Origin of the sequence: Dyella sp., from assembly GCF_035685885.1 — a bacterium.
Taxonomy (GTDB): Bacteria; Pseudomonadota; Gammaproteobacteria; order Xanthomonadales; family Rhodanobacteraceae; genus Dyella.
The window spans coordinates 1-21,280 of record NZ_DASRZX010000086.1; the positions used below are offsets into that span (position 1 = coordinate 1).

General features: G+C 65.8%; 22 protein-coding genes and 1 pseudogene. 6 read left to right on the forward strand and 17 right to left on the reverse strand.

The genetic code is table 11. The features are described 5' to 3' along the window. Positions 1-128, forward strand: a pseudogene (locus VFG49_RS10440) (IS30 family transposase); the annotation flags it as partial. A gap of 166 nt (positions 129-294) precedes the next feature. Here the strand turns inward: VFG49_RS10440 and VFG49_RS10445 are convergent. After that, positions 295-1,224, reverse strand: coding sequence for an alpha/beta hydrolase (locus VFG49_RS10445; RefSeq protein WP_324860171.1), 930 nt, complete (start codon positions 1,222-1,224; stop codon positions 295-297). A gap of 418 nt (positions 1,225-1,642) precedes the next feature. On the opposite strand from VFG49_RS10445, the gene VFG49_RS10450 reads away from it, so the two are divergent. The 4 genes from VFG49_RS10450 to VFG49_RS10465 are packed head-to-tail and all read left to right on the forward strand — an operon-like array spanning position 1,643 to position 5,435. Then, positions 1,643-2,197, forward strand: coding sequence for an RNA polymerase sigma factor (locus VFG49_RS10450; protein WP_324860173.1), 555 nt, complete (start codon positions 1,643-1,645; stop codon positions 2,195-2,197). After that, positions 2,194-3,018 carry a hypothetical protein gene (locus tag VFG49_RS10455; RefSeq protein ID WP_324860175.1) on the forward strand — a complete coding sequence of 275 codons (825 nt, stop codon included), beginning with the start codon at positions 2,194-2,196 and terminating at the stop codon, positions 3,016-3,018. Before VFG49_RS10450 ends, VFG49_RS10455 begins: the two co-directional genes overlap by 4 nt. Further along, on the forward strand, positions 3,011-3,607 hold the full coding sequence (locus VFG49_RS10460) for a YigZ family protein (protein WP_324860177.1): 597 nt from the start codon (positions 3,011-3,013) through the stop codon (positions 3,605-3,607). The genes VFG49_RS10455 and VFG49_RS10460 overlap by 8 nt, the downstream gene beginning before the upstream one ends. A 58-nt stretch (positions 3,608-3,665) precedes the next feature. Further along, on the forward strand, positions 3,666-5,435 hold the full coding sequence (locus tag VFG49_RS10465; protein ID WP_324860179.1) for an ABC transporter transmembrane domain-containing protein: 1,770 nt from the start codon (positions 3,666-3,668) through the stop codon (positions 5,433-5,435). A gap of 10 nt (positions 5,436-5,445) precedes the next feature. Here the strand turns inward: VFG49_RS10465 and VFG49_RS10470 are convergent, their stop codons facing one another. From VFG49_RS10470 to VFG49_RS10525, 12 genes are all read right to left on the reverse strand, one after another. Next, positions 5,446-7,635 carry a prolyl oligopeptidase family serine peptidase gene (locus tag VFG49_RS10470; RefSeq protein ID WP_324860181.1) on the reverse strand — a complete coding sequence of 730 codons (2,190 nt, stop codon included), beginning with the start codon at positions 7,633-7,635 and terminating at the stop codon, positions 5,446-5,448. 83 nt (positions 7,636-7,718) lie between these two features. Further along, positions 7,719-8,450 (reverse strand): copper homeostasis protein CutC, encoded by a 732-nt coding sequence (locus VFG49_RS10475; RefSeq protein WP_324860183.1) that lies wholly within the window; start codon positions 8,448-8,450, stop codon positions 7,719-7,721. A 1-nt stretch (position 8,451) separates the two neighbouring features. After that, positions 8,452-9,471, reverse strand: coding sequence for a N(4)-(beta-N-acetylglucosaminyl)-L-asparaginase (locus VFG49_RS10480; RefSeq protein WP_324860185.1), 1,020 nt, complete (start codon positions 9,469-9,471; stop codon positions 8,452-8,454). A gap of 105 nt (positions 9,472-9,576) precedes the next feature. Beyond that, positions 9,577-9,783 carry a cold-shock protein gene (locus tag VFG49_RS10485; protein WP_026633225.1) on the reverse strand — a complete coding sequence of 69 codons (207 nt, stop codon included), beginning with the start codon at positions 9,781-9,783 and terminating at the stop codon, positions 9,577-9,579. Between the two features lie 161 nt (positions 9,784-9,944). Then, the gene (locus tag VFG49_RS10490) at positions 9,945-10,688 is read right to left on the reverse strand and encodes an S-methyl-5'-thioinosine phosphorylase (RefSeq protein WP_324860187.1); all 744 of its coding nucleotides are present in this window, start codon (positions 10,686-10,688) and stop codon (positions 9,945-9,947) included. A gap of 9 nt (positions 10,689-10,697) precedes the next feature. Next, complete coding sequence (locus tag VFG49_RS10495; RefSeq protein WP_324860189.1) at positions 10,698-11,267, reverse strand: NADPH-dependent FMN reductase; 570 nt, start codon at positions 11,265-11,267, stop codon at positions 10,698-10,700. Between the two features lie 18 nt (positions 11,268-11,285). After that, entirely contained in the window at positions 11,286-11,834 is a 549-nt protein-coding gene (locus VFG49_RS10500; RefSeq protein WP_324860191.1) for a hypoxanthine-guanine phosphoribosyltransferase, read from the reverse strand. Beyond that, positions 11,831-12,853 carry a beta-N-acetylhexosaminidase gene (gene nagZ / locus VFG49_RS10505; protein ID WP_324860193.1) on the reverse strand — a complete coding sequence of 341 codons (1,023 nt, stop codon included), beginning with the start codon at positions 12,851-12,853 and terminating at the stop codon, positions 11,831-11,833. The genes VFG49_RS10500 and nagZ overlap by 4 nt, the downstream gene beginning before the upstream one ends. After that, positions 12,847-13,374 carry a CYTH domain-containing protein gene (locus VFG49_RS10510; RefSeq protein WP_324860195.1) on the reverse strand — a complete coding sequence of 176 codons (528 nt, stop codon included), beginning with the start codon at positions 13,372-13,374 and terminating at the stop codon, positions 12,847-12,849. Before VFG49_RS10510 ends, nagZ begins: the two co-directional genes overlap by 7 nt. A gap of 15 nt (positions 13,375-13,389) precedes the next feature. Continuing rightward, entirely contained in the window at positions 13,390-14,703 is a 1,314-nt protein-coding gene (gene rlmD, locus VFG49_RS10515; RefSeq protein ID WP_324860197.1) for a 23S rRNA (uracil(1939)-C(5))-methyltransferase RlmD, read from the reverse strand. Between the two features lie 82 nt (positions 14,704-14,785). Beyond that, entirely contained in the window at positions 14,786-15,388 is a 603-nt protein-coding gene (locus VFG49_RS10520) for a YdbL family protein (RefSeq protein WP_324860199.1), read from the reverse strand. A 27-nt stretch (positions 15,389-15,415) separates the two neighbouring features. Next, complete coding sequence (locus VFG49_RS10525; RefSeq protein WP_324860201.1) at positions 15,416-17,437, reverse strand: hypothetical protein; 2,022 nt, start codon at positions 17,435-17,437, stop codon at positions 15,416-15,418. 44 nt (positions 17,438-17,481) lie between these two features. Between VFG49_RS10525 and VFG49_RS10530 the strand changes: the two genes are divergently transcribed. Next, positions 17,482-18,234 (forward strand): response regulator, encoded by a 753-nt coding sequence (locus VFG49_RS10530; protein ID WP_324860203.1) that lies wholly within the window; start codon positions 17,482-17,484, stop codon positions 18,232-18,234. 7 nt (positions 18,235-18,241) lie between these two features. On the opposite strand, the gene recO is transcribed toward VFG49_RS10530, so the two are convergent. The 4 genes from recO to VFG49_RS10550 form a co-directional block, all read right to left on the reverse strand. Then, positions 18,242-18,952 carry a DNA repair protein RecO gene (gene recO, locus VFG49_RS10535; RefSeq protein WP_324860205.1) on the reverse strand — a complete coding sequence of 237 codons (711 nt, stop codon included), beginning with the start codon at positions 18,950-18,952 and terminating at the stop codon, positions 18,242-18,244. A 55-nt stretch (positions 18,953-19,007) separates the two neighbouring features. After that, complete coding sequence (era, locus tag VFG49_RS10540) at positions 19,008-19,949, reverse strand: GTPase Era (RefSeq protein WP_324860207.1); 942 nt, start codon at positions 19,947-19,949, stop codon at positions 19,008-19,010. A gap of 135 nt (positions 19,950-20,084) precedes the next feature. Then, positions 20,085-20,747, reverse strand: coding sequence for a ribonuclease III (rnc, locus tag VFG49_RS10545; protein WP_324860209.1), 663 nt, complete (start codon positions 20,745-20,747; stop codon positions 20,085-20,087). Between the two features lie 15 nt (positions 20,748-20,762). Next, on the reverse strand, positions 20,763-21,143 hold the full coding sequence (locus VFG49_RS10550; protein WP_324860211.1) for a DUF4845 domain-containing protein: 381 nt from the start codon (positions 21,141-21,143) through the stop codon (positions 20,763-20,765). Between the last annotated feature and the right edge of the window lie 137 nt (positions 21,144-21,280).

The following is a 21,280-nucleotide window of genomic DNA, read 5'->3' on the forward strand; positions in this document are numbered from 1 at the left end:
ATCTCTCCGGGGTTACGCAAGCGCAACTCAATGCCGTGGCCAGGCGTTTGAACGGAAGGCCGAGAAAGACTCTAAACTTCGAAACACCGGCCGAACGATTTCATCAATTCGTTGCAACGACCGGCTGAAACCGCAGTCGGAGGCGGACCTACTCAATCTTGCCCAACCAATTCCGGATGCCGGTCAGGAGCGGGACTACTAACGCTGACAACCAAAGCCGCGACACACCAATTTCCCCGACTGCGAGAGCGGAAGTAGCTCACGCAGGAGGACGTTTCTGGACATGACTGCCGGCTACTTGAACCCCGCCAGCCACTCCAATACCGCACGCGAGAGTTCCGTGCGCTGGTCGGAGTACGCGTGGTCGGTCGATAGGTGATGACTGGTCACCTGGGTATTGCCCGCCTGGCGAAGCGCGGCGGCGAAGGCGTCGTCGGCGGGCGCCAGGCCATCGTCCGATGTCATGACGAGCACGGGGCGATCCTTGATGGCTTGGGCCTTGGTGCGAAATGCCCAGGCGGAAGCGTGCGTTGACAGCTCCTGTGCCAGGCTATCGGGCGTGCATCCACTGAGCGGTGCCATGCCTTCCTCGGCCAGCCCGGCGCTCATCTTCTTCACGGCGTCCGCCGGTGAGTCTTGGGACTGCATGTGCTCCATCTCGCCAGCCATATCGGCCGCCGAAATCATCGCAATGCCTTTGATGGCTGGATCGGCGGCAGCGGCCTGGACGGTCATGAAGCCACCCATGCTGTGGCCCACGAGCACGATCCTCGAAGGATCCAGCCGCAGTCGCCGGGCGTTTTCGGGCTTGCGCAGATAGGCGATGGCTGCCGCCACGTCATCGATGCCGTGCGCAAAGGAGAAATTCCCGGGAGTGCCCCACGAACCTCGATAGTTGAAGTAGAGAACGTCCCATCCTGCGCGCCGCATGTCCTGTGCAAGATCCAGGTTTCGCTCGTTCCCGGGAAAGCCGTGCAACAGGATCACCACCGGGTGCGGTCCGGCGCCTGCGGCCACATAGACCAGTGCATTCATCAGCGCGCCGTGGCTGGGAATCTGCATGGTTTCCATCGATGCCTTGGCCTCTGCTTCCGCCTTGGCGGGAAGCTTGGCGTTGGACTGGCCGTCGCCAGGCGTGCCGGCGCCATGGGCATATGCGGAAGAGAACATCAGGCCCAACAACAGGCAAGCCGCCAACCGCGTGGACATCGCGCAGATCTTCATGTCTCCCCTTTGATTTGAGATTCCCCGGACCGGCAGCGCTCGGTCAGCGGCCAACTCTAGGCCGAAGCATCGTGTCGTGAAAGCGGGCTCTTATCGGCCAAACGACGTAGAGGTTGCGCTGCAGGGCAACCCGGGGACGAAAACGACCCCTGGGCACCCGTAGATTCGGCTCACGACCAACCTTCAAAGGCTTGCCGGCAGCACGTCATCGCAGCTGATCCACGAGCTTTTATCGCTGGCGACGCCAGATGCATGGATGCCCTGCCCTGCACGCCAAACCCCTCCGGCGAGCCTGGTGCGTTCCATCTCCATGGAAACCTGCACGAGTGCCCGGCCCGCCTCGCCATCTTCCCGGCCATCAACGAATGTCGTCCGGGGCGCTGCCGCCGGGCGGCGCTTTGGCTTAACCTCCCCGCCCATGGATGCCTCCGTGGACGATGACGCAACGTTGATGCTTGCCTATGCGCAGGGCGATGCGGCGGCGTTCGACGCGTTGTATGCGCGCCACCGCGGCACGCTCTACCGGTTCCTGCTGCGCAGCGCCCGTGACACGCGGCTGGCCGAGGAGCTGTTCCAGGAAACCTGGAGCCGCGTGGTCGCTGCACGCGCCCGTTACACGCCGCAGGCGAAATTCAGTACCTGGTTGTTGCAGATCGCACACAACCTGCTGATCGACAGCTATCGGCGCCACCGACCGATCGCCACGGGCGAGGAGGCAGAACAGATATTGGAGCGCGTGGCCATGCCCGACCACGAGCAGCCCGAGCACGTCCTGTCCGAATTCGAGCGCCGCCGTCGCCTGCAGCGCGCGATCGAATCCCTGCCGGACGAGCAGCGCACCGCCGTGCTGCTGCGCCTGGAGAACGACCTGAGCGTGGAGGAGATCGCCGAAGTCACCGGCGTGGGGCGCGAAACGGCAAAATCCCGATTGCGCTACGCCATGAATCGATTGCGCGAGCAACTGGCCGAATGAATACCCACGACCACGACGACAACGCCCTGCCCGGCGAAGACGAGCTGAAGGCGCTGTACCGCAGCCTGCCGTCGCATGAGCCCTCGCGCGCGCTGGACGAAACGGTGAAGCACGCCGCCCGTGCGGCCGCACCGCCTCGACGGCACGTGCCACGCTGGCCCGTGGCGGCCGCCAGCGCTGCGGTGCTGGTGGTCGCGGTGGGGCTTGGCTGGCGCATGCAACAGCAGCCGACGCCTGCTGCACGTTCCGCGCCGGCACAAGCCATCACGCTCGCGCCATCGACAAGCACGAGCACGAGCAGCGTTGCCACCAACGCCGCGCCCGCCATGGATGAACTCGTCGTCGCCCAGACCCATGCGCCCGTGACGACACCCGAATCACCCAAGCCGCGAGAGTCCCTGCGCGCGGCGCTCAAGCCACGGGTACAAGAACCCGCGCTGGCCGCCAAGTCCACCGCTCCAGCTGAGGTCGCTGAAGCGCCCGTGGCACAGGAAGTGGCCGCCGTGCCGCAGGCCGCGCCTGTTCCCGCTCCCGCGCCCATGCAGCCGGCCCCCGCTGCAGACGTATCGAACTATGCCGGCGCACGCAGTGCGATGACCATGAAAACCATGGCCGGGCCTGCTGCACGAATGACGGCACCCACGGACGCCACGGCCATCGATCCTCGCGATACGCCGACGCAGGAACTGGACAAGATCCGTCAGTTGCTTGTGCAGCAGCGGCGAGACGAAGCCCTGCAACGCCTCGCCGCTTTCCGGCAGGCGCATCCGGATATCGCCGTGCCGGACGACCTGAGGCAACAGTTGCCCGACCATGAGTGACACGCTGTACACGCTCGCCGCGCCATGCCAGCACAGCGAAGACATCAAGAAAAGCCGCTTCCTTGCGCAGGCCGCGCCCGTGCAGACGCCCGAGCAAGCGCTCGCTTTCATCCGCGACGTGGGCGATGCAGCGGCCACGCACAACTGCTGGGCCTACCGCATCGGCCAGGACTATCGCTTCAACGATGACGGCGAACCCGGCGGCACCGCGGGCCGCCCTATCCTGCAGGCGATCGAGGGCCAGGGCATCGATCGCGCGGTGGTCGTGGTGACGCGCTGGTATGGCGGCATCAAGCTGGGCGCGGGCGGACTGGTGCGCGCCTATGGCGGTACCGCGGCCGAATGCCTGCGACGCGCCGAGCGCCTGCCGATCGTGGCCATGGCCCGCCTCGCCCTGCGTTGTGATTTCGCCGAGCTGGCCCTGCTCAAGGCCCGCCTGCGCGAACTGGATGCCGACATCACGCGCGAGGATTTCGGCGCCGACGGCGTGGACATGGAAATCCAGCTGCCCGAGCCGCGTGCCGCCGAAGCGCAGGCCCGCGTCACCGACATCAGCCGCGGGCGCCACGAGGCGCGCCGGCTGGATTGATATACCGGCCGCGCCGCCCCACCTAGGTAGCGCCCCTGCGCCATACAGAAGCCCTTCCATGAGCGAAAGCGCCACCACGCCCCCTTCCAACCGACGCCTCGGCACACTGCTGCGGCTGTGGCCCTTCGTCAAACCGCACCGCAAGCTCGCGGTGGGATGGCTGCTGTTCCTGGGGCTGTCCTCGTCGGCCACGCTGGTGCTGCCCATCGCCTTTCGCCACATCATCGACCAGGGCTTCGTGAACTCGAACGCCACGGCGATCAATGCCACCTTCGTGGGCCTGTTCGCCGTGGCGCTGGTGGTGGCCTTCGCCACCGCTGCCCGCTACTACTGCATCACCCTGCTGGGCGAACGCGCGCTGGCATCGCTGCGCGCGAAGCTCTATTCGCACGTGATCCGGCTGGATGTCGGCTTCTTCGAGCGCAACCGCGTGGGTGAACTCATCTCGCGCCTGGGCACCGATACCGAAGTGATCCAGGCCTTGATCGGCTCGGGCATTTCGGTGGCGCTGCGCAGCGCCGTCATGCTGGTAGGTGCCGCGGTGATGATGGCCCTGACCAGTCCTCGCCTGGCCGGCCTCACCGCGTTGGTGATTCCCGCCGTGATGCTGCCCATCCTGGTGTTTGGCCGGCGCGTGCAGAAGCTTTCGCGCGCCAGCCAGGACCGCCTTGCCGACACGGCAGCCATCGCCAACGAAACACTCAACGCCGCGCCGGCGGTGAAGGCGTATGCGCGCGAGGATATCGAGAGCACGCGCTACGGCGCCGCCATCACCCGCGCACTGGCCACGGCGCGCAAGCGCATCGGCATGCGCGCCATGCTCACCGCCACCGTGATCGTGCTGTTCTTCGGCGCCATCACGCTGGTGCTGTGGGCCGGCGCGCGCGACGTGTTGAACGGCACACTGAGCACGGGCGTGCTCACCCAGTTCGTGCTCTATGCATTTTTCGCGGCTGGCTCGCTGGCAGGCCTTTCGGAGGTGTGGGGCGACGTGCTGCGCGCGGCCGGCGCCATGGAGCGCATTGGCGAGCTGTTCGAGGAGCGCGCCGAGATCACCAGCCCCCCGCAGCCCACGCCGCTGGCCAAGCCGGTGCAAGGTGCGTTGCGCTTCGACAGCGTGTCGTTCCATTACCCGACGCGTCGCGATGCACCGGCGCTGCACGAATTCGATCTTTCGATTCGCCCGGGCGAAACCGTGGCGCTCGTTGGCCCCTCGGGCGCTGGCAAGAGCACGGTGTTTGCGCTGCTGCTGCGCTTCTACGATCCGCAGACAGGCCGTATTACGCTCGACGGCGTCGATCTGCGGGCACTCGCCCTACCCGAGTTGCGCGGCGTCATCGCATTGGTGCCGCAGGAAACGGTGATCTTCGGCGGCACCGCGGCGGACAACATCCGTTTCGGCCGCCAGGACGCCGGTGATGACGAAGTGCGCGAGGCCGCGCGTGCCGCCGAGGCGCATGAATTCATCAGCGTCATGCCCAAGGGCTACGAGGAGGAATTGGGCGAACGCGGTGTGCGTCTTTCCGGCGGCCAGCGCCAGCGCATCGCGATCTCCCGCGCCATTCTTCGCGATGCCCCGCTGTTGCTGCTCGATGAAGCCACCTCGGCGCTCGACGCGCAATCGGAGGCGTCCATCCAGCAGGCACTGGAACGACTGGAGAAGGGCCGCACCACGCTGGTCATCGCGCATCGCCTTGCCACCGTGCAGCGCGCCGATCGCATCGTGGTGATGGACGGCGGCCGCATCGTGGCGCAGGGCACGCACCATAGCCTGCTGGCCGAAGGCGGTCTCTATGCCGAGCTGGCGCGGTTGCAGTTCACTACCTGACCTCGAACCTCTACTTGCCCGCACCCGCCGCGCTGGCGCCTCCAGGGAGCGCCTGCGGCTGCCAGCCGGCCATGCCACCGCGCCAGCGGATGAAGGTGATGACGTCGGTATAGAGTTCGTCGTTCTGCGAACGCGTCGAACCGATGCCATGGCCGGCGGCTTCGTCGACGCGCAACAACACCGGCGCCTTCGAGCCTGTCGTACGCAAACGCGCGGCCAGCTTTGCCGGTTCCCACGAAGGCACGCGCGGATCGTTGAGCCCCGTGGTGATAAGCACGGCCGGGTACTGCGCCTTGTCGCTGACGTTGAAGTAGCTGTCCATCGCCAGCAGGTTGCGGAAACCGTCCTGGTTCTTCACGGTGCCGAACTCGGGAATGTTCGGCACGCCGTTGGAGAAGAATTCCTGTCGCACGGTGTTGGACACGGGCACCATGTCGATGACGCCGGCGAACAGGTCTGGCCGCTCCTCCATCGCGCGCCCCATGGTGATGCCGCCCGCCGAGCCGCCCATGATGAAGAGCTTGTCTTTCGTGGTGTAGCCGCGCGACACCAGCCCTTCGCCGCAGGCGATCAGGTCGCGCCAGGTGTTGGGCTTGTTCGCATCCTTGCCGCCCAGGCGCCACGCTTCGCCCAGCTCGCCACCACCACGCACGTGGCATACGGCCAGGCCGATATCGTTGCTGACCACGCTGGCCCAGCGCGGACTGAAGAACGGGAACTGGGACATGCCGTACGAACCATATGCGTACAGCAACAGCAGCTGCGGGTGCGGCGCGTTCTTCAGCTCCACATAGCTGAGTGGCACCGCGGTGCCGTCCCTGGCCTTGGCCGACAGTCCGGCCACCACGTAGCGGGATGCATCGAAGTTCTTCGGCACGCGGCCCAGCTTGAGGTCCGCCAGGTGCTTCGTGTCCGGGCTGTACGCAAAGATCGTCGGTGGCGTCACCCAGCTTTCCAGCCGGAACACCAGGCCAAGCACGCGCGGATCGGTGGAAAGTTCGGCCACCGACCCCTTGAACGGCAGCGCGACGGCCTGCTCGGCGCCGCCTTCCAGCGGCACCTTGAACAACTCCGAGTACACGCCTCGCCGTGCATACACGTAAACACCGTCAGCGGCCGCGGCGATGCCTTCGATCAGCCGTCCCGGCTGCGCGGCCACCAGCGTCTTCGCCGAAGAGAGCGGCTCGCCCGCTTTCAACGCGAGCACCTTGAAGGTCGGCGCGTCCTTGTGCGACAGCAGGAAGATGCGATCGCCGACCATGTCCACCGCTGTGATGCCGTCATCGGCGCTGGCAAGCGAAACCCACGGCGCTGTCGGATCAGCGGCACGCGAGGCGGCCACGGTCCATAGTGCAAGCTCGTTCTGCACGCCGTTCTGCACTTCCGTCACTGCCGTGCTGGCGCCGGGGCGCGTCAGCAGAAACGGAAACATCTCCGGCGGCAACTTCACCTTGCCCGGCACGTTGCCACCCAGCAGGGCCACGGGCGCGGATGTCATGTCCCACACCACGTTGCGCACGTTGAGAAACTTGTCCTTCTCCGGCGCGCCGGGCGGCTGCTTCGCCTGCTGCATGACGAAGAGCTTCTGGCCGTCGTCCGTCCACCCGGTCACGCCGAACCGCGCCAACTCCAGCGGGCCGGCCACCTGCTTGCCGCTGGCGACGTCGTAGACGTAGAGCGAGGCGTCTTCCGAACCGCCCTCGGAGATGCCCACCGCCACCTTGGCGCCATCGGGCGAAGGCGAAAAATAGTTGATGGCATACGGCCGGCCGCCATGCGATGCGCGCAGCGCGGCGACATCGATCAGCTTGCGCGCCCGGCCATCGGCAGCGCGCGTCCACAGGTCGAAGTTGTCCGACCCTTCGGCGCGCTCCTCGTAAAACAGCACGCCATTCATCCGCTGCACCTGGCTCACGATGGCGAACGAGCCGGACATCTGCGATACGCTCTTGAGAAGCGCCGCGCGTCCTGGCACCGAGCCGAGCACGGCGCCGGTGTAGCGTCCCTCCGCCTTCAGCCAGTCGATGACCTGCGGGTCGTCCACCTTCTCCATGTAACGGTAAGGGTCGGTGAGCGTGGTGCCGAAATAGGTGTCCTGCACGGGTCGCTGGGGCGGCGCAGGCGGCGGCGCCAACTGGGCGATGGCGGAGCCGGCGAGCAGGCCGGCAAGAACCAGCGGGACAAGACGCGGACAGCGCATGAACTTACCCTCGATCGAAAGACCTTGCAGAGCGTAAGCAGGCGTCTTGTCGCTTCAATCCGGCCTAAGGTGTAGGGAAAGGCCTACACCGCAGCCCAAGCCTGCACGAGCGCACGGACCTGCTCCTCGTCGGAGCGCCATTCGCCGCCGTCCATCCCGAGCCCATCGGCTGCCCGGTAGCGCATGCCCGAAGGAATCACGCGTTTGGCCGACGCGTGCAGTTCCCGCGCCCCCGTCAGCGCGGCGAGACGGGCGATATTGTCCGGCGTGATGCCGGCGCCGGGCATCACGGTCAGCCTGCTTCCGGCCCGTTCGATGCACGCCTTGATCTGTGGCACGCCATCGAGTGCCGAAGGCTTGCCGCCCGAGGTGAGCACGCGTTCGGCGCCCAGCGCGACGATGTCTTCGAGTGCACGCATCGGCTCGCGCACCAGATCGAACGCGCGATGGAAGGTGACGCCCATGCGCCCGGCCGCCATCACCAGCTCGCTGCACGCTTCCATGTCGACGTCGCCGTCGGCATCGAGCGCGCCGAGCACCACGCCATCGCAACCCAGCGCGGCGCAGGCTTCGATGTCGCGGCGCATGGTCGCCCGCTCGCCGTCGCTATAGAGGAAATCGCCGGCACGCGGACGGATCAACACATACAGCGGCAACCGCACCTGCTCGCGCACCAGCGCGATCTCGCCGTGTGAGGGCGTGAGGCCGCCCAGTTCCAGCGCCGTGCACAACTCGATGCGCCCCGCTCCACCCGCCTGCGCGGCGAGCGCGGAGTCGAGCGAATTGGCAGCAACCTCGAGCACACACGCCGGCATGTCAGAACACGCTCCTGGAAGGCAGCAGGCCGTCCTGCTTTTTCGCGTCACACACGGCATAGGAAAAGCCCGGCTGGATCGCAAATGCACCGACCTCGCCGTGGCGATTCATGGCCAGGAAACCGACCTGCAGGTCCTTGGACGCATTCGGCTTCTTCTTGACGATGCGCATCACCGCCTCCTGGCAGGCCTCCTGCGGCGAGCGCCCCTGTCGCATCAGTTCCACCACCAGGAAGCTGCCTGCGTTGCGTATCACTTCCTCGCCCACGCCGGTGGACGTAGCCGCTCCCACTTCGCCATCGACGTACAGGCCGGCGCCGATGATCGGGCTGTCGCCCACGCGGCCGCGCAACTTCCAGGCCATGCCGCTGGTCGTGCAGGCGCCGGCCAGCTGACCGTTTGCGTCAATGGCCAGCATGCCGATGGTGTCGTGGTTGTCCTTGCCGCCCGGGAGGCCGGTCTTGCCGTAATCGCGAACTTCGCTGTTGGCCGATGGCTGGTAGTGCGCGGTCTTCAGCCATTCTTTCCAGGCCTGCTCGGACTCGGGCGTCAGCAACTCCTCTTTCTTGAAGCCTTGCTCCAGCGCGAACTGCAACGCACCGTCGCCCACCAGCAGCACGTGAGGCGTGCGCTCCATGACGCGGCGCGCCACCTGGATCGGGTGGGCGATGTGTTCCAGCGCCGCCACTGCGCCGCAATTGCCCTGTGCATCCATGATGCTGGCGTCCAGCGTCACGTGACCGTCGCGATCCGGATAGCCCGCGCGTCCCACGCTATGGTTCTTGAGGTCGGCCTCGGGAATCATCGCGCCGGCTTCGACCGCATCCAGCGCATGTCCGCCCTTGGACAACACCGACCACGCCGCCTGGTTGGCAGCAACGCCGAAGTCCCAGGTGGATATCACGCGTGCGCCTGTGGCGCTCTTGCCCGGCGCCGTCGCGGCAGCGTCAGCCTTCCCCGCGATGGCCAGCGCCGACGCGCCAAGCAGGGAGACTTTCAGGAAATCTCTGCGGTCTGCCATGTGTGTTCCCGTGTTCGTGTGTCGGAAAAACGGAAAGCCCCGCGCCTTTCGACGCGGGGCTTCCCAATTACATCGATGACCGGCGCACGCGCCGGCTCGCCGAGATCAACCAGCGATTTCGACGCCCGAAGCCTGGGCGCCCTTCGGGCCCGTGGTGACTTCGAACTTCACGCGCTGACCTTCCTGCAGGCTGCGAAAGCCCTTGGAGTTGATTGCCGAAAAGTGGACGAACACGTCCTCCCCACCGTCCTCAGGCGCGATGAAGCCGAAACCCTTGGCGTCGTTGAACCACTTGACCGTACCGAAACGCATTGCGTGAACCTCTGAATCATGGACTGGATGCACCACGGAAAAGCGCTGAACCACCTTGACCCCTTGGTCCGCCGCCCCTGGCACGGCGGAAGTATCAACATGTTTGATGTCAAAGCGCAATATGGTGGATGGATTGGCACGATCAAAACCGTGCCAGCTGCTCACGTTTTGAGCAGTACCCCGAGGATGCGGGGCACTTCGGCGGTGGCGGCGGCCAGATGGGCGAAGATTTCCTCGATGCTGATCTCCTCCTCGTCCCCGCAACCGGCGGCAAAGTTCGCCACCAGCGCAAGGCAGGCATATTCGAGCTCAAGCTCCCGCGCCAGCACGGCCTCGGGCATGCCGGTCATGCCCACCAGGTCACAACCATCGCGCTTCATCCGGGCGATCTCGGCGCGCGTTTCCAGTCGCGGCCCCTGGGTAGAGCCATAGCAACCGCCATCGATCACCGCCACGCCCGCCTTGTCCGCGGCAGCAATCAGTTGCCGACGCAACGATTCGGTGTACGGCTCGCTGAAATCGATATGGCGGACCTCGGCGCCCTCCACATCGCAAAAGCTGGTGTAGCGACCGTGGGTGTAATCAATGATCTGGTCGGGCACCACGACTACTCGCGGGCCCATGTCGCTGCGAATGCCGCCGACGGCATTGACGCCGATGACCTTGCGCGCGCCGAGCGAATGCAGGGCCCACAGGTTCGCGCGGTAGTTCACGCGATGCGGCGGCACGGTATGGCTTTCGCCATGTCGCGCCAGGAAGGCCACGCGTCGTCCGGCGAAGTCGCCGATCACCACGTCGCCGGAGGCAGCGCCGAACGGCGTGTCGATCGCGTGGCGCGAAACGTTTTCCAGGCCGGGGAAGTTGTACAAGCCGCTGCCGCCGATGACGGCCAGATCGATAGTCACGGGTCTTTCCTATTTCAATGAGATGTCATTTGCCGCGGCGGCCAGGCAGTCGGCGAAGCCTTGCAGGTGCCGGCCAAGCGCCTCACGCGTGCGCTCGTCGGCCAGCCTCCCTTCGATGATCTTGGTATGCGCCTGGAACACCAGCACGTCGCCCTGCGGCTCGGTACGGGCACCCGCACGCCGAAGCACGAGGCGCAATTGATCCTGTGCACGCACCGTGCCGGTGATGCCCGGGCTGGCGCCGATGATGCAGACCATCTTGCCGGTGAGCGGGGCCACCTTGCGCGACTTGCCGATGCGCGAGGCCCAGTCGACGGCGTTCTTCAGTACGCCGGTGATGCCGCCGTTGTATTCCGGGCAGGCGAACAGCAGGCCGTCGGCGTGCTCGATCGCCTCCTTGAACGCGGCCACCGGCGCCGGATCGCCCTGCTCCTCCACGTCCTGGTCGAACAAGGGAAGCTCGTGCAGGCGATGGATCAGGATGTTCATGCCCGGTGGCGCTAGCTCCTGCGCGTCCTTCAACAGCGCGCTATTGAAGGACGCCTGACGCAAGCTGCCGGAAATGCCCAATATGTTCATGCAGCCGTTCCCCGATGCTTACTTGAGTGCGTAGATGCCTGGCAGGTTGCGGCCCTGCTCGTGGTAGTCCATGCCAAAACCGAACACGTAGCGATCCGGCAGCTCGACGCCGTTGAAGTCCGCCACGATGCCATCGGTCAGCCGGTCGTGCTGCTTGGTGCACAAGCTGACCACCAGCACGCGGCGCGCGCCCCGGCGCAAACAGTCGTCGCGGACGGCCTTCAACGTGTGGCCTTCGTCCAGGATGTCGTCCACCAGCAGCACCGTACGGCCCCGCAGGTCGGCGATGGGCTCGCGCAACCAGTGCAACTCGCTGCCCGAAGTGGCACCGCGATAGCGAGTGGCATGCACGTAATCGAATTCCACGTCGGTACGCAGCGACAGCGCCAGCAGGCCGCCGAAGATCAGCGCACCGTTCATCACGGTAAGGAACACCGCACGCTCGCCATCCAGCGCGGCATCGATGCGCCGCCCCATGTCGGCGATGACCGTTTCCAGGGCCGGACGGTCGAACAACAGATCGGCATCGGCCAGGGCCGCTGCCAGCGAAGGGGTTGGATTCGTCATGCGCTTGCCTGTCCTTCCGCGCCGTGCAGCGCCGTGATGCGCGCGATGAAACGGTCGCGCTGTGGATTGTCGAGAAGTCCTTCCCAGGTGGATGCCACGGCACCGCGCAGTGACGCCAGACGTTCCGGCGCCGCAGCGGCGCGGCCGTGCACGGCGGCAATGGCCTCGTCCACCACATCGGGAAAACAGGCCAGCACCAGATCGCAACCGGCATCGAGGTGCGCACTCACGCGCGCCGCCACGCCACCTGCGGCCCCTGCCGCCGCCATGCTGATGTCGTCGCTGATCACCGCGCCCTGGAAGCCCAGTTCGCCACGCAGGATGTCGACGATCCAGCGACGGGAGAACCCCGCCGGCTGGGCGTCCACCGCGGGATAGACCACGTGCGCCACCATGACGGCTTCGGCGTGCGCGGCCAGGCTTTCCGCAAACGGCAGCAGGTCATCGCGGCGAATCTCGTCGAGGGAACGCTCGTCGATGGCCGTCGCCTTGTGCGTATCAGCCGCCACCGATCCGTGCCCGGGGAAATGCTTGAGCACGGCTGCCATGCCGCCAAGGTGCATGCCACGCACGTAAGCCTGTGCCAACTCCGCGGTAACGGCGGGATCGGCATGGAAAGCGCGCAGGCCGATCGCCGCGTTGCCGCGCGCCAGGTCCACGACCGGCGCAAAGCTGAAATCCACACCGCTGGCGCGCAGTTCGCTGGACATCACCCACGCGTGTTCCTCGGCGAGCCGGATCGCGTTTTCCGCATCGCGGTCAAAGGCCGCGCCGATGGTCGACAGCGGCGGCAGGCGGGTAAATCCCTCGCGAAAACGCTGCACAGGGCCGCCTTCCTGGTCGACAGCAACGAGCATGTCTTCGCCACCCACCTCGCGGATGGCGTCGATCAAGGCCATCAACTGATCGCGCGTGGCGAAGTTGCGCGAGAACAGCACCACGCCCGATACGCCGGGTGCCGTGAGCCACGCATGCTCGGCGGGAGCCAGCGCCGTGCCCGCAAGGCCGATCATCAGCATGCCGTGGGTTCTCCCGCGGCGTGTCGCTCATCCTGCGTCCAATGCGCGTAGGGATGGGCGATCAGGTTGACGTTGTAGTAGCGCGGCAGGTGGCTCACCTCGCGCCCCAGCCACTCGGGCCGCGGAAAGGCGGCATCGGCCGAGGAAAGCTCCACTTCGGCCACCACCAGCCCGGCGTTGTCACCAAAGAACTCATCCACTTCGAATAGCACGCCATCGACGACCACGTGATGACGGATCTTTTCCAGCACGCCGTCACACAACGTGGCCAGCATCTGCTCCGCGTCGTCCAGCGGCACCGGGTATTCGAACTCCGCGCGCTCGATGCCCAACTGCGCCGACTTGATGTTGAGCCATGCGCGATCGCCGGTACGCCGCACGCGCACCGAGGCATGCGCCGTGCCGTCGCGCAAGGCCTGCGCACTCACCAGGTAACCCTGCGCGATACGTTCGCTATGCGTGGCGGCGTCGCGCCAGCCGTCGCTAGCGAGGAGGAATTTGCGTTCGATCTCAATACCCATGATGTCTCCCGAATATCACCTTTCGAACAGCGCGATCGACTCCACGTGGGCGGTGTGCGGGAACATGTCCATCACGCCGGCCGCGCTCAAGCGAAACCCATGCTTCTGCACCAGGATGCCCGCATCGCGCGCCAGCGAGCCAGGATGGCATGACACATACACGATACGCCGGGTGTCCTTGTGCGGAAGGTACTCCAGCACCTTGTCGGCACCCGCGCGCGGCGGATCGAGCAGCAGCTTGTCCCACGATTGCTTCGCCCACGCCGCGTGGCGCTGGTCTTCGAACAGGTTGGCCACTTCGAAGCGTGCGTGGGTGATGCCGTTACGCGCCGCGTTCTCTGCGGCGCGCTCGACCAGCCCGTGCTCACCCTCGACACCGACGACTTCGGCCACGCGGCGCGCAATCGGCAACGTGAAATTGCCCAGGCCACAGAACAGGTCCAGCACGCGATCGTCTGGCTGCGGATCGAGCAACGCCATGGTGTGCGCCATCATGCGCTGGTTCATGCCTGCGTTGACCTGCACGAAATCCAGCGGGCGGAATTCCAGTTCCACGTCTTCGATGGCATCGTCGCCACTGGCAATGCGGAAGGCCAGCCGCGGATGCTCGGGCCACAGTGGATGCACGCTGCTCACGCCGCCGGGTTGCAGATAGATGGCAAAGCCATGCTCTTTGCCGAACGCGACCAGCGCATCGCGATCGCGCTCGCTCAGCGGGGACATGTGGCGGAACACGAGGGCGATGGTGTCATCGCCCGCGGCGAACTCGATCTGCGGAATATCGTTCGACGCATCCATGCCGCCCACCAGCTCGGCCAGCAGGCCGATCTTGGGGCCTAGCGCAGGATGCACTACTTCACACTGCTGGATGTCGGCGACGAAGCGCGGATTGCTCTCTTCGCGGAAGCCCACCAGCACGCGTCCCTTCTTCGCCACCGAGCGCACCGACAGGCGTCCCTTGCGGCGATAGCCCCAGGGCTCGTCCGTAAGCGGCGGCAGCCACAGCTCGGGCTCGACCTTGCCGATGCGCTCGAAGTTGTCCTTCAGTACGCGCTGCTTCACTTCGATTTGCGAAACCGCATCCAGATGCTGCAGCGAGCAGCCGCCGCACTGGCCGAAATGACGGCAACGCGGCTCGACGCGATGCGGCGAACGGGTGAGCAGCTCCACCACCTCGGCTTCGTCGTAATGACGATGACGCTTGCGGATGCGCAGCTTCACTTCTTCGCCCAGCAGTGCACCGCTGACGAAGACGGCCTTGCCGTCGAGGCGGGCGACACCCTTGCCGTCGTGGCTGAGGTCGGTGATGGTGGCTTGGAATTCATTCATGGGTACGGCGTCTTCCAGAAACGCGCACGCCCGAGTCAGGAGACCCGGGCGCGCCAGTCGGGCAAAGGATGGGGCGAACGGCTTACTTCTGCTTCCAGGCGCCCGAGGAGTCCTGATAATACCAGCCCGCACGCGCCCGCTCGATCCAGCCCTTGGCGAACGTGGTCCGAATCTGCCCTTCCCATTCCGGATGGTTGTTGGCATTGGCCACTTCGCGGTAAAGCGCATTGCGGTCGCGGTTCTCGTCGGCCACCGCCGCGTTGACGCCGGCACGCTGGTCCAGCGGCACCTTGGCTGCGTCGCGCACAGCTACCAGGCCATCCTGCGTGAAGCCGACTGCCCCGCTGTCGAACAACGGTGCCAGCGTGCCGCGGAAGCGCTCCTGCATGCGGCCGTGGATCGCTTCGGTGGTCGGCGTCTGCACGCGCAGGTTCGGTGTTTCAGCCGCATAAGCGGCCGGAACGAGCAGGTCCAGCAGCATCGCCGAGGGCTGCACGCCCTTCTTCGGCGGCGCTGGCGGCTGCTCGGCCTTGGGTGCGGCCGTGGGCGCGCTGTCGATCACCGTGCCGATGAACTGGTCGGCCGCCTTCTGCGCAGCCGCTTCGGGAAAGTACACATTGATGGTGACGCACCCCACCAGGGCGACCAGCACCATGGTCAGCATTCCATAGACGAGCTTGCGCATGTTCGACTCCTTCGGGGATGGGGGTGCTTAGTGGACTTCCGGTCCATTGCCTTCAATGGCGGTCTTTAGACGTCGCACCAGCGTGGGCCAGTCCACCTGGGCCTGGTGGCCAATGACCTGCAGGCGCGGCAATCCGCTGCCTTCGACGATAGTGTAGCCATCCGCGTCGCTATCGAGGCCACTCATGTGGCACACCGATGCCTGCAGCGTGCAATTGAGCCCGATGCGCTTGTAGCCGAAGGTCTTGAACAACTTCAGCACGGCGCCCTGCAGGCCCGCCGCCACGCCACCGCCGCCGACCGCCGTCAGGTTGTTCACCGCGCGCTGGCTGATCCGGCCACCGCTGCCTGCCAGCAGGCTGGCCTTGAAAGCCACCGGGCTCCAATTGACCAGGCGCAACTCGTCGATCGAACCATCCATGCGACCCGTGATGTTGCCGAAGTCGAATACGCCGGTCATCGCCGCCAGATCCAGCTGCCGCATCTGCACGTCGGCGGTCAGCACCGGGCTGGGGCTGAAAGGACCTTGCAGGGCCAGGCGCGTGATGTCGATGAAGCCGTCGAACACGCTCACCGAAAGACCACCATCGAGCTCGAAACGATCATCGACCCAACGCAAGGAGGGAATGGCGCCTCCAAGCGTGCCCGGGAATTCCGGCCAGCCCATGGCGCGCGAGAAAGCTGCCATGTCGATCCCGGCAAAGGTCATCGACGTACTGAGACGGCGTCCTTTGGCGGCCGTCGGACGCCACTCGAAATCACCGATGCGCGCGCGCCCGTTCAGCAGCGGCACTTCGAGCGCGTGCTGCAGGCTGAGCGCACCGTCATGACTCTGCCAGTGAGCCTGCGCGGCGCCGCTGCTCATGCGATAAACCTGCAGGCCTTGCCAGCTCATGGTGGTGGCCGGGCGGTCGCCATCGGCCGCCCAATCCAGCCCGCCGTGCAAGCCCTTCACCGTGAGACGTCCCTCGCTGTCGGCCAGGTCCAGGCCGTCCGTATCGAAGGCGAAACTGCGCAGGCCATTGGTGCCCAGGTCCAGCGTGCCGCTCAGTTGGCCCTCGGTGCGCAGGTCGCGCATGCCCAACGTGGCAAGCCAGGCCTGCCCATATCGCTGGTAGGCGGCCGGGAAACGGGCCTGCAGGCGATCGAACTTCATCCGCTGCAGATCGCCCTTGGCATTGAAGGCCATGTTGCCGTCCAGCTGCAGCGCATCGGCATCGGCCAGTCGCAACCGGGTGAAATCCACCGCGCCATTCTGTGTCGCGGCGGACAGGCTCAACTGCACGGGATGGTCGGGCAGACGCGCGAAGAGCGGCCCGAGCAGAACCTCGCCACCACGCAGGCTGGCGTCAAGATCGATCCGGGCGGGCGCGGCGGTGCTGTCGATATTCAGGCGGCCGTTGCCGTTCACGGCCTGGCCGGCCAATGTGCCGCTAGGCGTGTCGAAGCCCGCAGCAGCCAGCGCGAACTGGCCGGACGCCTGGATGCCCTTGTCTGCCGTGTCCAGCGCGATGTCCGCATCCAGCTTGCCGGCCGTGGCCCGGCCCGACCACACCGTGCCCAGCAATCCCTGCAGCCACACCACGGGCACGCCCTTGAGGCTGATTTGCGCGTGGGTGGGCTGATCGAGCGGCAAGGCCGCGCCGGCCTGCGCCTGTCCTTGGGCGAGGTCGATCTCCAGCGTGTTGGCAGCCTCATCGATGACCATGGCCACGGTCGCGTTGCCCAGGGCTCCGCCCGGCGCACCGGCCAGCTGTGCGTTGCCGTTGAACAGCCAGCGCATATGGACGTCACGCTGCAGCGTGCCCTGCAGGTTCACGCCCACGCGCTTCCAGCCCATCGCCGGTACTTCCGCCTTGGCCGCACGGAGCGTGAGCTTGAGCCCGCCTTGCCCGTCCTCGCCGATCTGCGTCTGCAGATCCTGCATCTTCAGGCCGGGAACGCTCATCGCCTTAGCGCCGATGGCCACGTCCGCCCGTGCAGGCAACACTGCACACATCCCCAGGAGGACGCCGAGATTGAGCAACAGGTGGCTTGATGTGGAGCGCATGACGCGCCATTCTGCCAAAACCAGCTGAACGACACGGACTAGTCATGTTCAACACGCCCTCCAGCGACCCGTCGCGCGCCTCCGGCGCCCCTGAAACTGTCCGCGCCCTGGTGGCCGACGACGACCCGACCAGCCGCCTATTTCTTGTCGAGGCCCTGCGCAGCCTCGGGCTCGACGCCCAGGCCTGCAACGACGGCCCGGCGGCCATTGCCCTGGCGCACGACCAGCCTTTCGACCTCCTGCTGCTGGATTGCCGCATGCCCGGAGCGGGAGCCGAGGAAGTACTGACCGCGCTGCGCCACGACCCCGGCGCCCGCTCCAGCGACTGCACCGCCGTGGCCACCAGTGCCGACATGGACGCCTCGGAGCGGCAACGCCTGCTGTCCGCCGAATTCAGCGAGGTTTTGCAGAAGCCCTGCAATATCTCGGACCTCCGGCGCATCCTCGCCCTGGTGCAGGCGGGAGCCGCCGCATTGCCCTTGCTCGACGATGCGCAGGCCGAGGCGACGATGGGCGACGCCGAAGTGGTGAAAGCCATGCGCGCCCTGCTGCGAGCAGAACTCGTCGGGCTGTACCAGGACCTCGACATCCTGCGAGACGATCCGTCGTCCTTTGCCGAGCGACTGCATCGCCTGCGCTCGTCCTGCGGCTTTTGCGGGGCCACGGCGCTGGCGACACAGGCCACCTTGCTGCAACGTCACCTCAAGCTTGGCCACTCAGGATCACTCGCGCCGCTTTCGCGCTTCCGCAAGGCATTGATGGCCACCATTGAAGCCGTCGAAGCAGAAACGGGCTGACGCGCAACTACCGCCGCGAAAGGGCGGCGCCCAGCACGTGCCAGGCGTGCAGTTCACCGCCACCCAAATGGAAACGGATCACCTCCCGCATCATCACGCGCAGCGCTGAAAGGCCGGCGGCATCCGGCTGCCGGTCTTCGGCAAGCGCCAGCAGATCGCTGCCACGCACGGCATGGACGGTCCCGGTGCGGCACGGCGACGGCCCTTGCTCGGCCTGATAGCGATAATCCTGCCGGGGTTCCACCGGCTCGCCGGATTCCGCCTCGAACTCGAGCTGCAACGCATAGCCGATGGCTTCGAGCAGGTCGCGCTCGAAACGGCGCAAGGTCCAGGCAAGCGGTTCGGTTCCCGCCAGACGGGGCAGCGTCCGCGCGTAGGCGTCAAACAATTCGGGAACTGGATCCTGGCGCCCTGTCAGGCGCACCACCAGTTCGTTGAGATACAGGCCGGCCAAGCCGGCATCGCCCGACAGGCGTTGCGACACGCCGACGGTCTCAGCTGCCAGCAAAGTAGCCAGTTCCCCCCGAAACTGCAGGTCGAGCAGCATGGGCTGGAACGGTTCGAGTTGCGCTCGCTGAAGCCGCGATCGTTCTCGACGAACCCCGCGCGCAACCACGCCGATGCGGCCGTGATCGCGCGTCAGGCATTCGAGCAGCAAAGACGTTTCGCGATAAGGCCGCGAATGCAATACATAGGAGGGCTGCTGCTCGATGCGCATGGGCGACTACAGCGGCCGGGAATGAAAGAATGCCAGTCGTCGCCGCATGCCGGACTCAGTCCGTATAGCCGAGCTTCTTGAGCATGGTCTCGTCATCCACCCAGCCCTCGCGCACCTTCACCCACAGGCGCAGGAAGACCTTTCGCTCGAACGTGCGCTCCATGTGACGTCGGGCGGCGCTGCCGATCGCCTTAAGCTGGGCACCACCGTTGCCGATGACGATGGCCTTCTGGCCGTCGCGCTCCACCCAGATCACGGCGTGGATTTCGGCGATGCCGTCGGGGCGATCGGTGAACTGCTCGATCTCCACCGTGGTGGCGTAGGGAAGCTCCTGATCCAGCCGCAGCATCAGCTGCTCGCGGACCATTTCAGCCGCCAGGAAGCGTTCGCTGCGGTCCGTGATCTCGTCCTCGCCGTACACCGGCGGCTGCACCGGCAGGTGCTTAAGAATGCCCTGCTCCAGTTCCTTGAGTCCCTTCTGCTTCAAGGCGCTGACGTAATGGACGTCGTCAAAGCTGTGGCGTGCCATCAGCTCTGCCACGAAGGGCAGCATGGTCGATTTTTCCTTGGCCAGGTCGACCTTGTTGATCACCAGCAAGCGCGGCAGTTTCTGCTCGACCAGGGCCTCGTAGAGCGCCTCGTCCTCGTCCGTCCAGCGCCCGGCCTCAATCACCTGCACCACCACATCGACTTCGCTGATCGCCGAGCGCGCCGCGCGGTTGAGGCTGCGGTTCATCGCCCGTTTGGCGCCACGATGCAGGCCTGGGGTGTCCACGTACATGATCTGCCCCGCCTCGCTGGTGGCGATGCCGAGAATGCGGTGGCGCGTGGTCTGCGGACGCGGGCTGACGATCGACAGGCGAAAGCCGATCAGCGCGTTGAGCAGGGTCGACTTGCCCACATTGGGGCGTCCGGCCAGGGCTACGGTGCCACAGCGGAAATCGTCATGGGGCAGCTCGGCCGGGGCGCCGAGATCGAGATCGTCATTGTCGTTCATGGTCGAAACCTGTGTCGGTTTTCCCCGAAACGGCGCCGCACTCGCGGACAGGATGGGCCGGGGAACATGGGAAAGTGTAGTCGCTGGCGATGCGTGGGGATAACGCCATCGCCGGGTCAGCCTGAAACGGCTGCCTCAAGGGGCTTTCTGCAGATCCTGCAGGTGGCGCAAGACGATTTCGGCGGCTTCCTGCTCGGCAGCCCGGCGGCTGCTGCCGTTGCCTTCGGCGCGTATCGGGGCCGGTTCGGCGATCTCGCAGGTCACGTCGAACGTCTTGGCATGATCTTCGCCGTGGCTATCGGTCAGCTCGTACTGGGGCAGCGGCCAGCCGCGGGATTGCAGCAGCTCCTGCAGGCGCGTCTTGGCATCCTTGGACGAACGGGGGATCGCGGCCACCAGCGGCTCGAACAGCGCCCGAACCACGTTGCGGCACACACTGAAACCCGCATCGAGGTAAACCGCGGCGATCAGCGCCTCGAAGGCGTCCGCAAGAATGGACTCGCGTCGGTAGCCACCACTCTTGAGTTCGCCGGACCCGAGCTTGAGCTGGTCGCCCAACTCCAGGTCGCGCGCGATGACGGCCAGTGCCTGGCCGTTGACCAGTTGCGAGCGAAGGCGGGAAAGCTCGCCTTCGCTCGCATGGGGATGGGCTTCGTACAACAGCTCGGCCACTACGACGCCGAGCAAGGCATCACCCAGGAACTCCAATCGCTCATTGTTCGGTTTACCCGCGCTGCGATGGGTCAGCGCCAACTCGAACAGCGCGGGATCACGAAAATGGTGGGCGAATCGGGTCAAATCCTGGGCCTGCGCTTAGCCACCGACATTGCCCTGCAGTGCCACGCTCTTTTCGAAGTGCAGCAGGAAGTCGATGTTGTACATGAACGGAATGCGCTTGTCGTAGCTGACGCTCAGCTGGGCGGCATTGCCGCTGCGCTTGATGACGATGTCCTTGGGCTTGATGGTGGAATCGTCCACATACTGGAAGCCCATCTTGAACATCAGGTCGCGTCGCAGGTCATCGAGGGTCTTGCCCTCCACGCCACTGCTCGCCACCTGGTTCATGGCCTTGTTGACGCCCATGAATTCGGCGTACGACGGCACCAGCTTCATGGCCATGAAGCCAAAAAAGGCCGCGATGGCCAACACGAACAAGAACCCGATCAGGGTGATGCCCGACTGCTTCGATTTCATAGTCCCCTCGCTATGCCGACCTGCGGCGAAATCTGACTGATGGGCCGCCCTTCCGCGTGATTCCCGCGAAGGGCAACCTCGGGCGCCATTGTCACCGCAAGATGCGTTCGCCGTCACCGTGTTCCGGTCAACGCGTG

What these genes read in the sequence shown, in the direction of transcription:
- VFG49_RS10445 (WP_324860171.1), bottom strand. Translation starts at nt 1,224, where the DNA reads ATGAAGATCTGCGCGATGTCCACGCGGTTGGCGGCTTGCCTGTTGTTG.
- VFG49_RS10450 (WP_324860173.1), top strand. Translation starts at nt 1,643, where the DNA reads ATGGATGCCTCCGTGGACGATGACGCAACGTTGATGCTTGCCTATGCG.
- VFG49_RS10455 (WP_324860175.1), top strand. Translation starts at nt 2,194, where the DNA reads ATGAATACCCACGACCACGACGACAACGCCCTGCCCGGCGAAGACGAG.
- VFG49_RS10460 (WP_324860177.1), top strand. Translation starts at nt 3,011, where the DNA reads ATGAGTGACACGCTGTACACGCTCGCCGCGCCATGCCAGCACAGCGAA.
- VFG49_RS10465 (WP_324860179.1), top strand. Translation starts at nt 3,666, where the DNA reads ATGAGCGAAAGCGCCACCACGCCCCCTTCCAACCGACGCCTCGGCACA.
- VFG49_RS10470 (WP_324860181.1), bottom strand. Translation starts at nt 7,635, where the DNA reads ATGCGCTGTCCGCGTCTTGTCCCGCTGGTTCTTGCCGGCCTGCTCGCC.
- VFG49_RS10475 (WP_324860183.1), bottom strand. Translation starts at nt 8,450, where the DNA reads ATGCCGGCGTGTGTGCTCGAGGTTGCTGCCAATTCGCTCGACTCCGCG.
- VFG49_RS10480 (WP_324860185.1), bottom strand. Translation starts at nt 9,471, where the DNA reads ATGGCAGACCGCAGAGATTTCCTGAAAGTCTCCCTGCTTGGCGCGTCG.
- VFG49_RS10485 (WP_026633225.1), bottom strand. Translation starts at nt 9,783, where the DNA reads ATGCGTTTCGGTACGGTCAAGTGGTTCAACGACGCCAAGGGTTTCGGC.
- VFG49_RS10495 (WP_324860189.1), bottom strand. Translation starts at nt 11,267, where the DNA reads ATGAACATATTGGGCATTTCCGGCAGCTTGCGTCAGGCGTCCTTCAAT.
- VFG49_RS10500 (WP_324860191.1), bottom strand. Translation starts at nt 11,834, where the DNA reads ATGACGAATCCAACCCCTTCGCTGGCAGCGGCCCTGGCCGATGCCGAT.
- nagZ (WP_324860193.1), bottom strand. Translation starts at nt 12,853, where the DNA reads ATGCTGATGATCGGCCTTGCGGGCACGGCGCTGGCTCCCGCCGAGCAT.
- VFG49_RS10510 (WP_324860195.1), bottom strand. Translation starts at nt 13,374, where the DNA reads ATGGGTATTGAGATCGAACGCAAATTCCTCCTCGCTAGCGACGGCTGG.
- rlmD (WP_324860197.1), bottom strand. Translation starts at nt 14,703, where the DNA reads ATGAATGAATTCCAAGCCACCATCACCGACCTCAGCCACGACGGCAAG.
- VFG49_RS10520 (WP_324860199.1), bottom strand. Translation starts at nt 15,388, where the DNA reads ATGCGCAAGCTCGTCTATGGAATGCTGACCATGGTGCTGGTCGCCCTG.
- VFG49_RS10525 (WP_324860201.1), bottom strand. Translation starts at nt 17,437, where the DNA reads ATGCGCTCCACATCAAGCCACCTGTTGCTCAATCTCGGCGTCCTCCTG.
- VFG49_RS10530 (WP_324860203.1), top strand. Translation starts at nt 17,482, where the DNA reads ATGTTCAACACGCCCTCCAGCGACCCGTCGCGCGCCTCCGGCGCCCCT.
- recO (WP_324860205.1), bottom strand. Translation starts at nt 18,952, where the DNA reads ATGCGCATCGAGCAGCAGCCCTCCTATGTATTGCATTCGCGGCCTTAT.
- era (WP_324860207.1), bottom strand. Translation starts at nt 19,949, where the DNA reads ATGAACGACAATGACGATCTCGATCTCGGCGCCCCGGCCGAGCTGCCC.
- VFG49_RS10550 (WP_324860211.1), bottom strand. Translation starts at nt 21,143, where the DNA reads ATGAAATCGAAGCAGTCGGGCATCACCCTGATCGGGTTCTTGTTCGTG.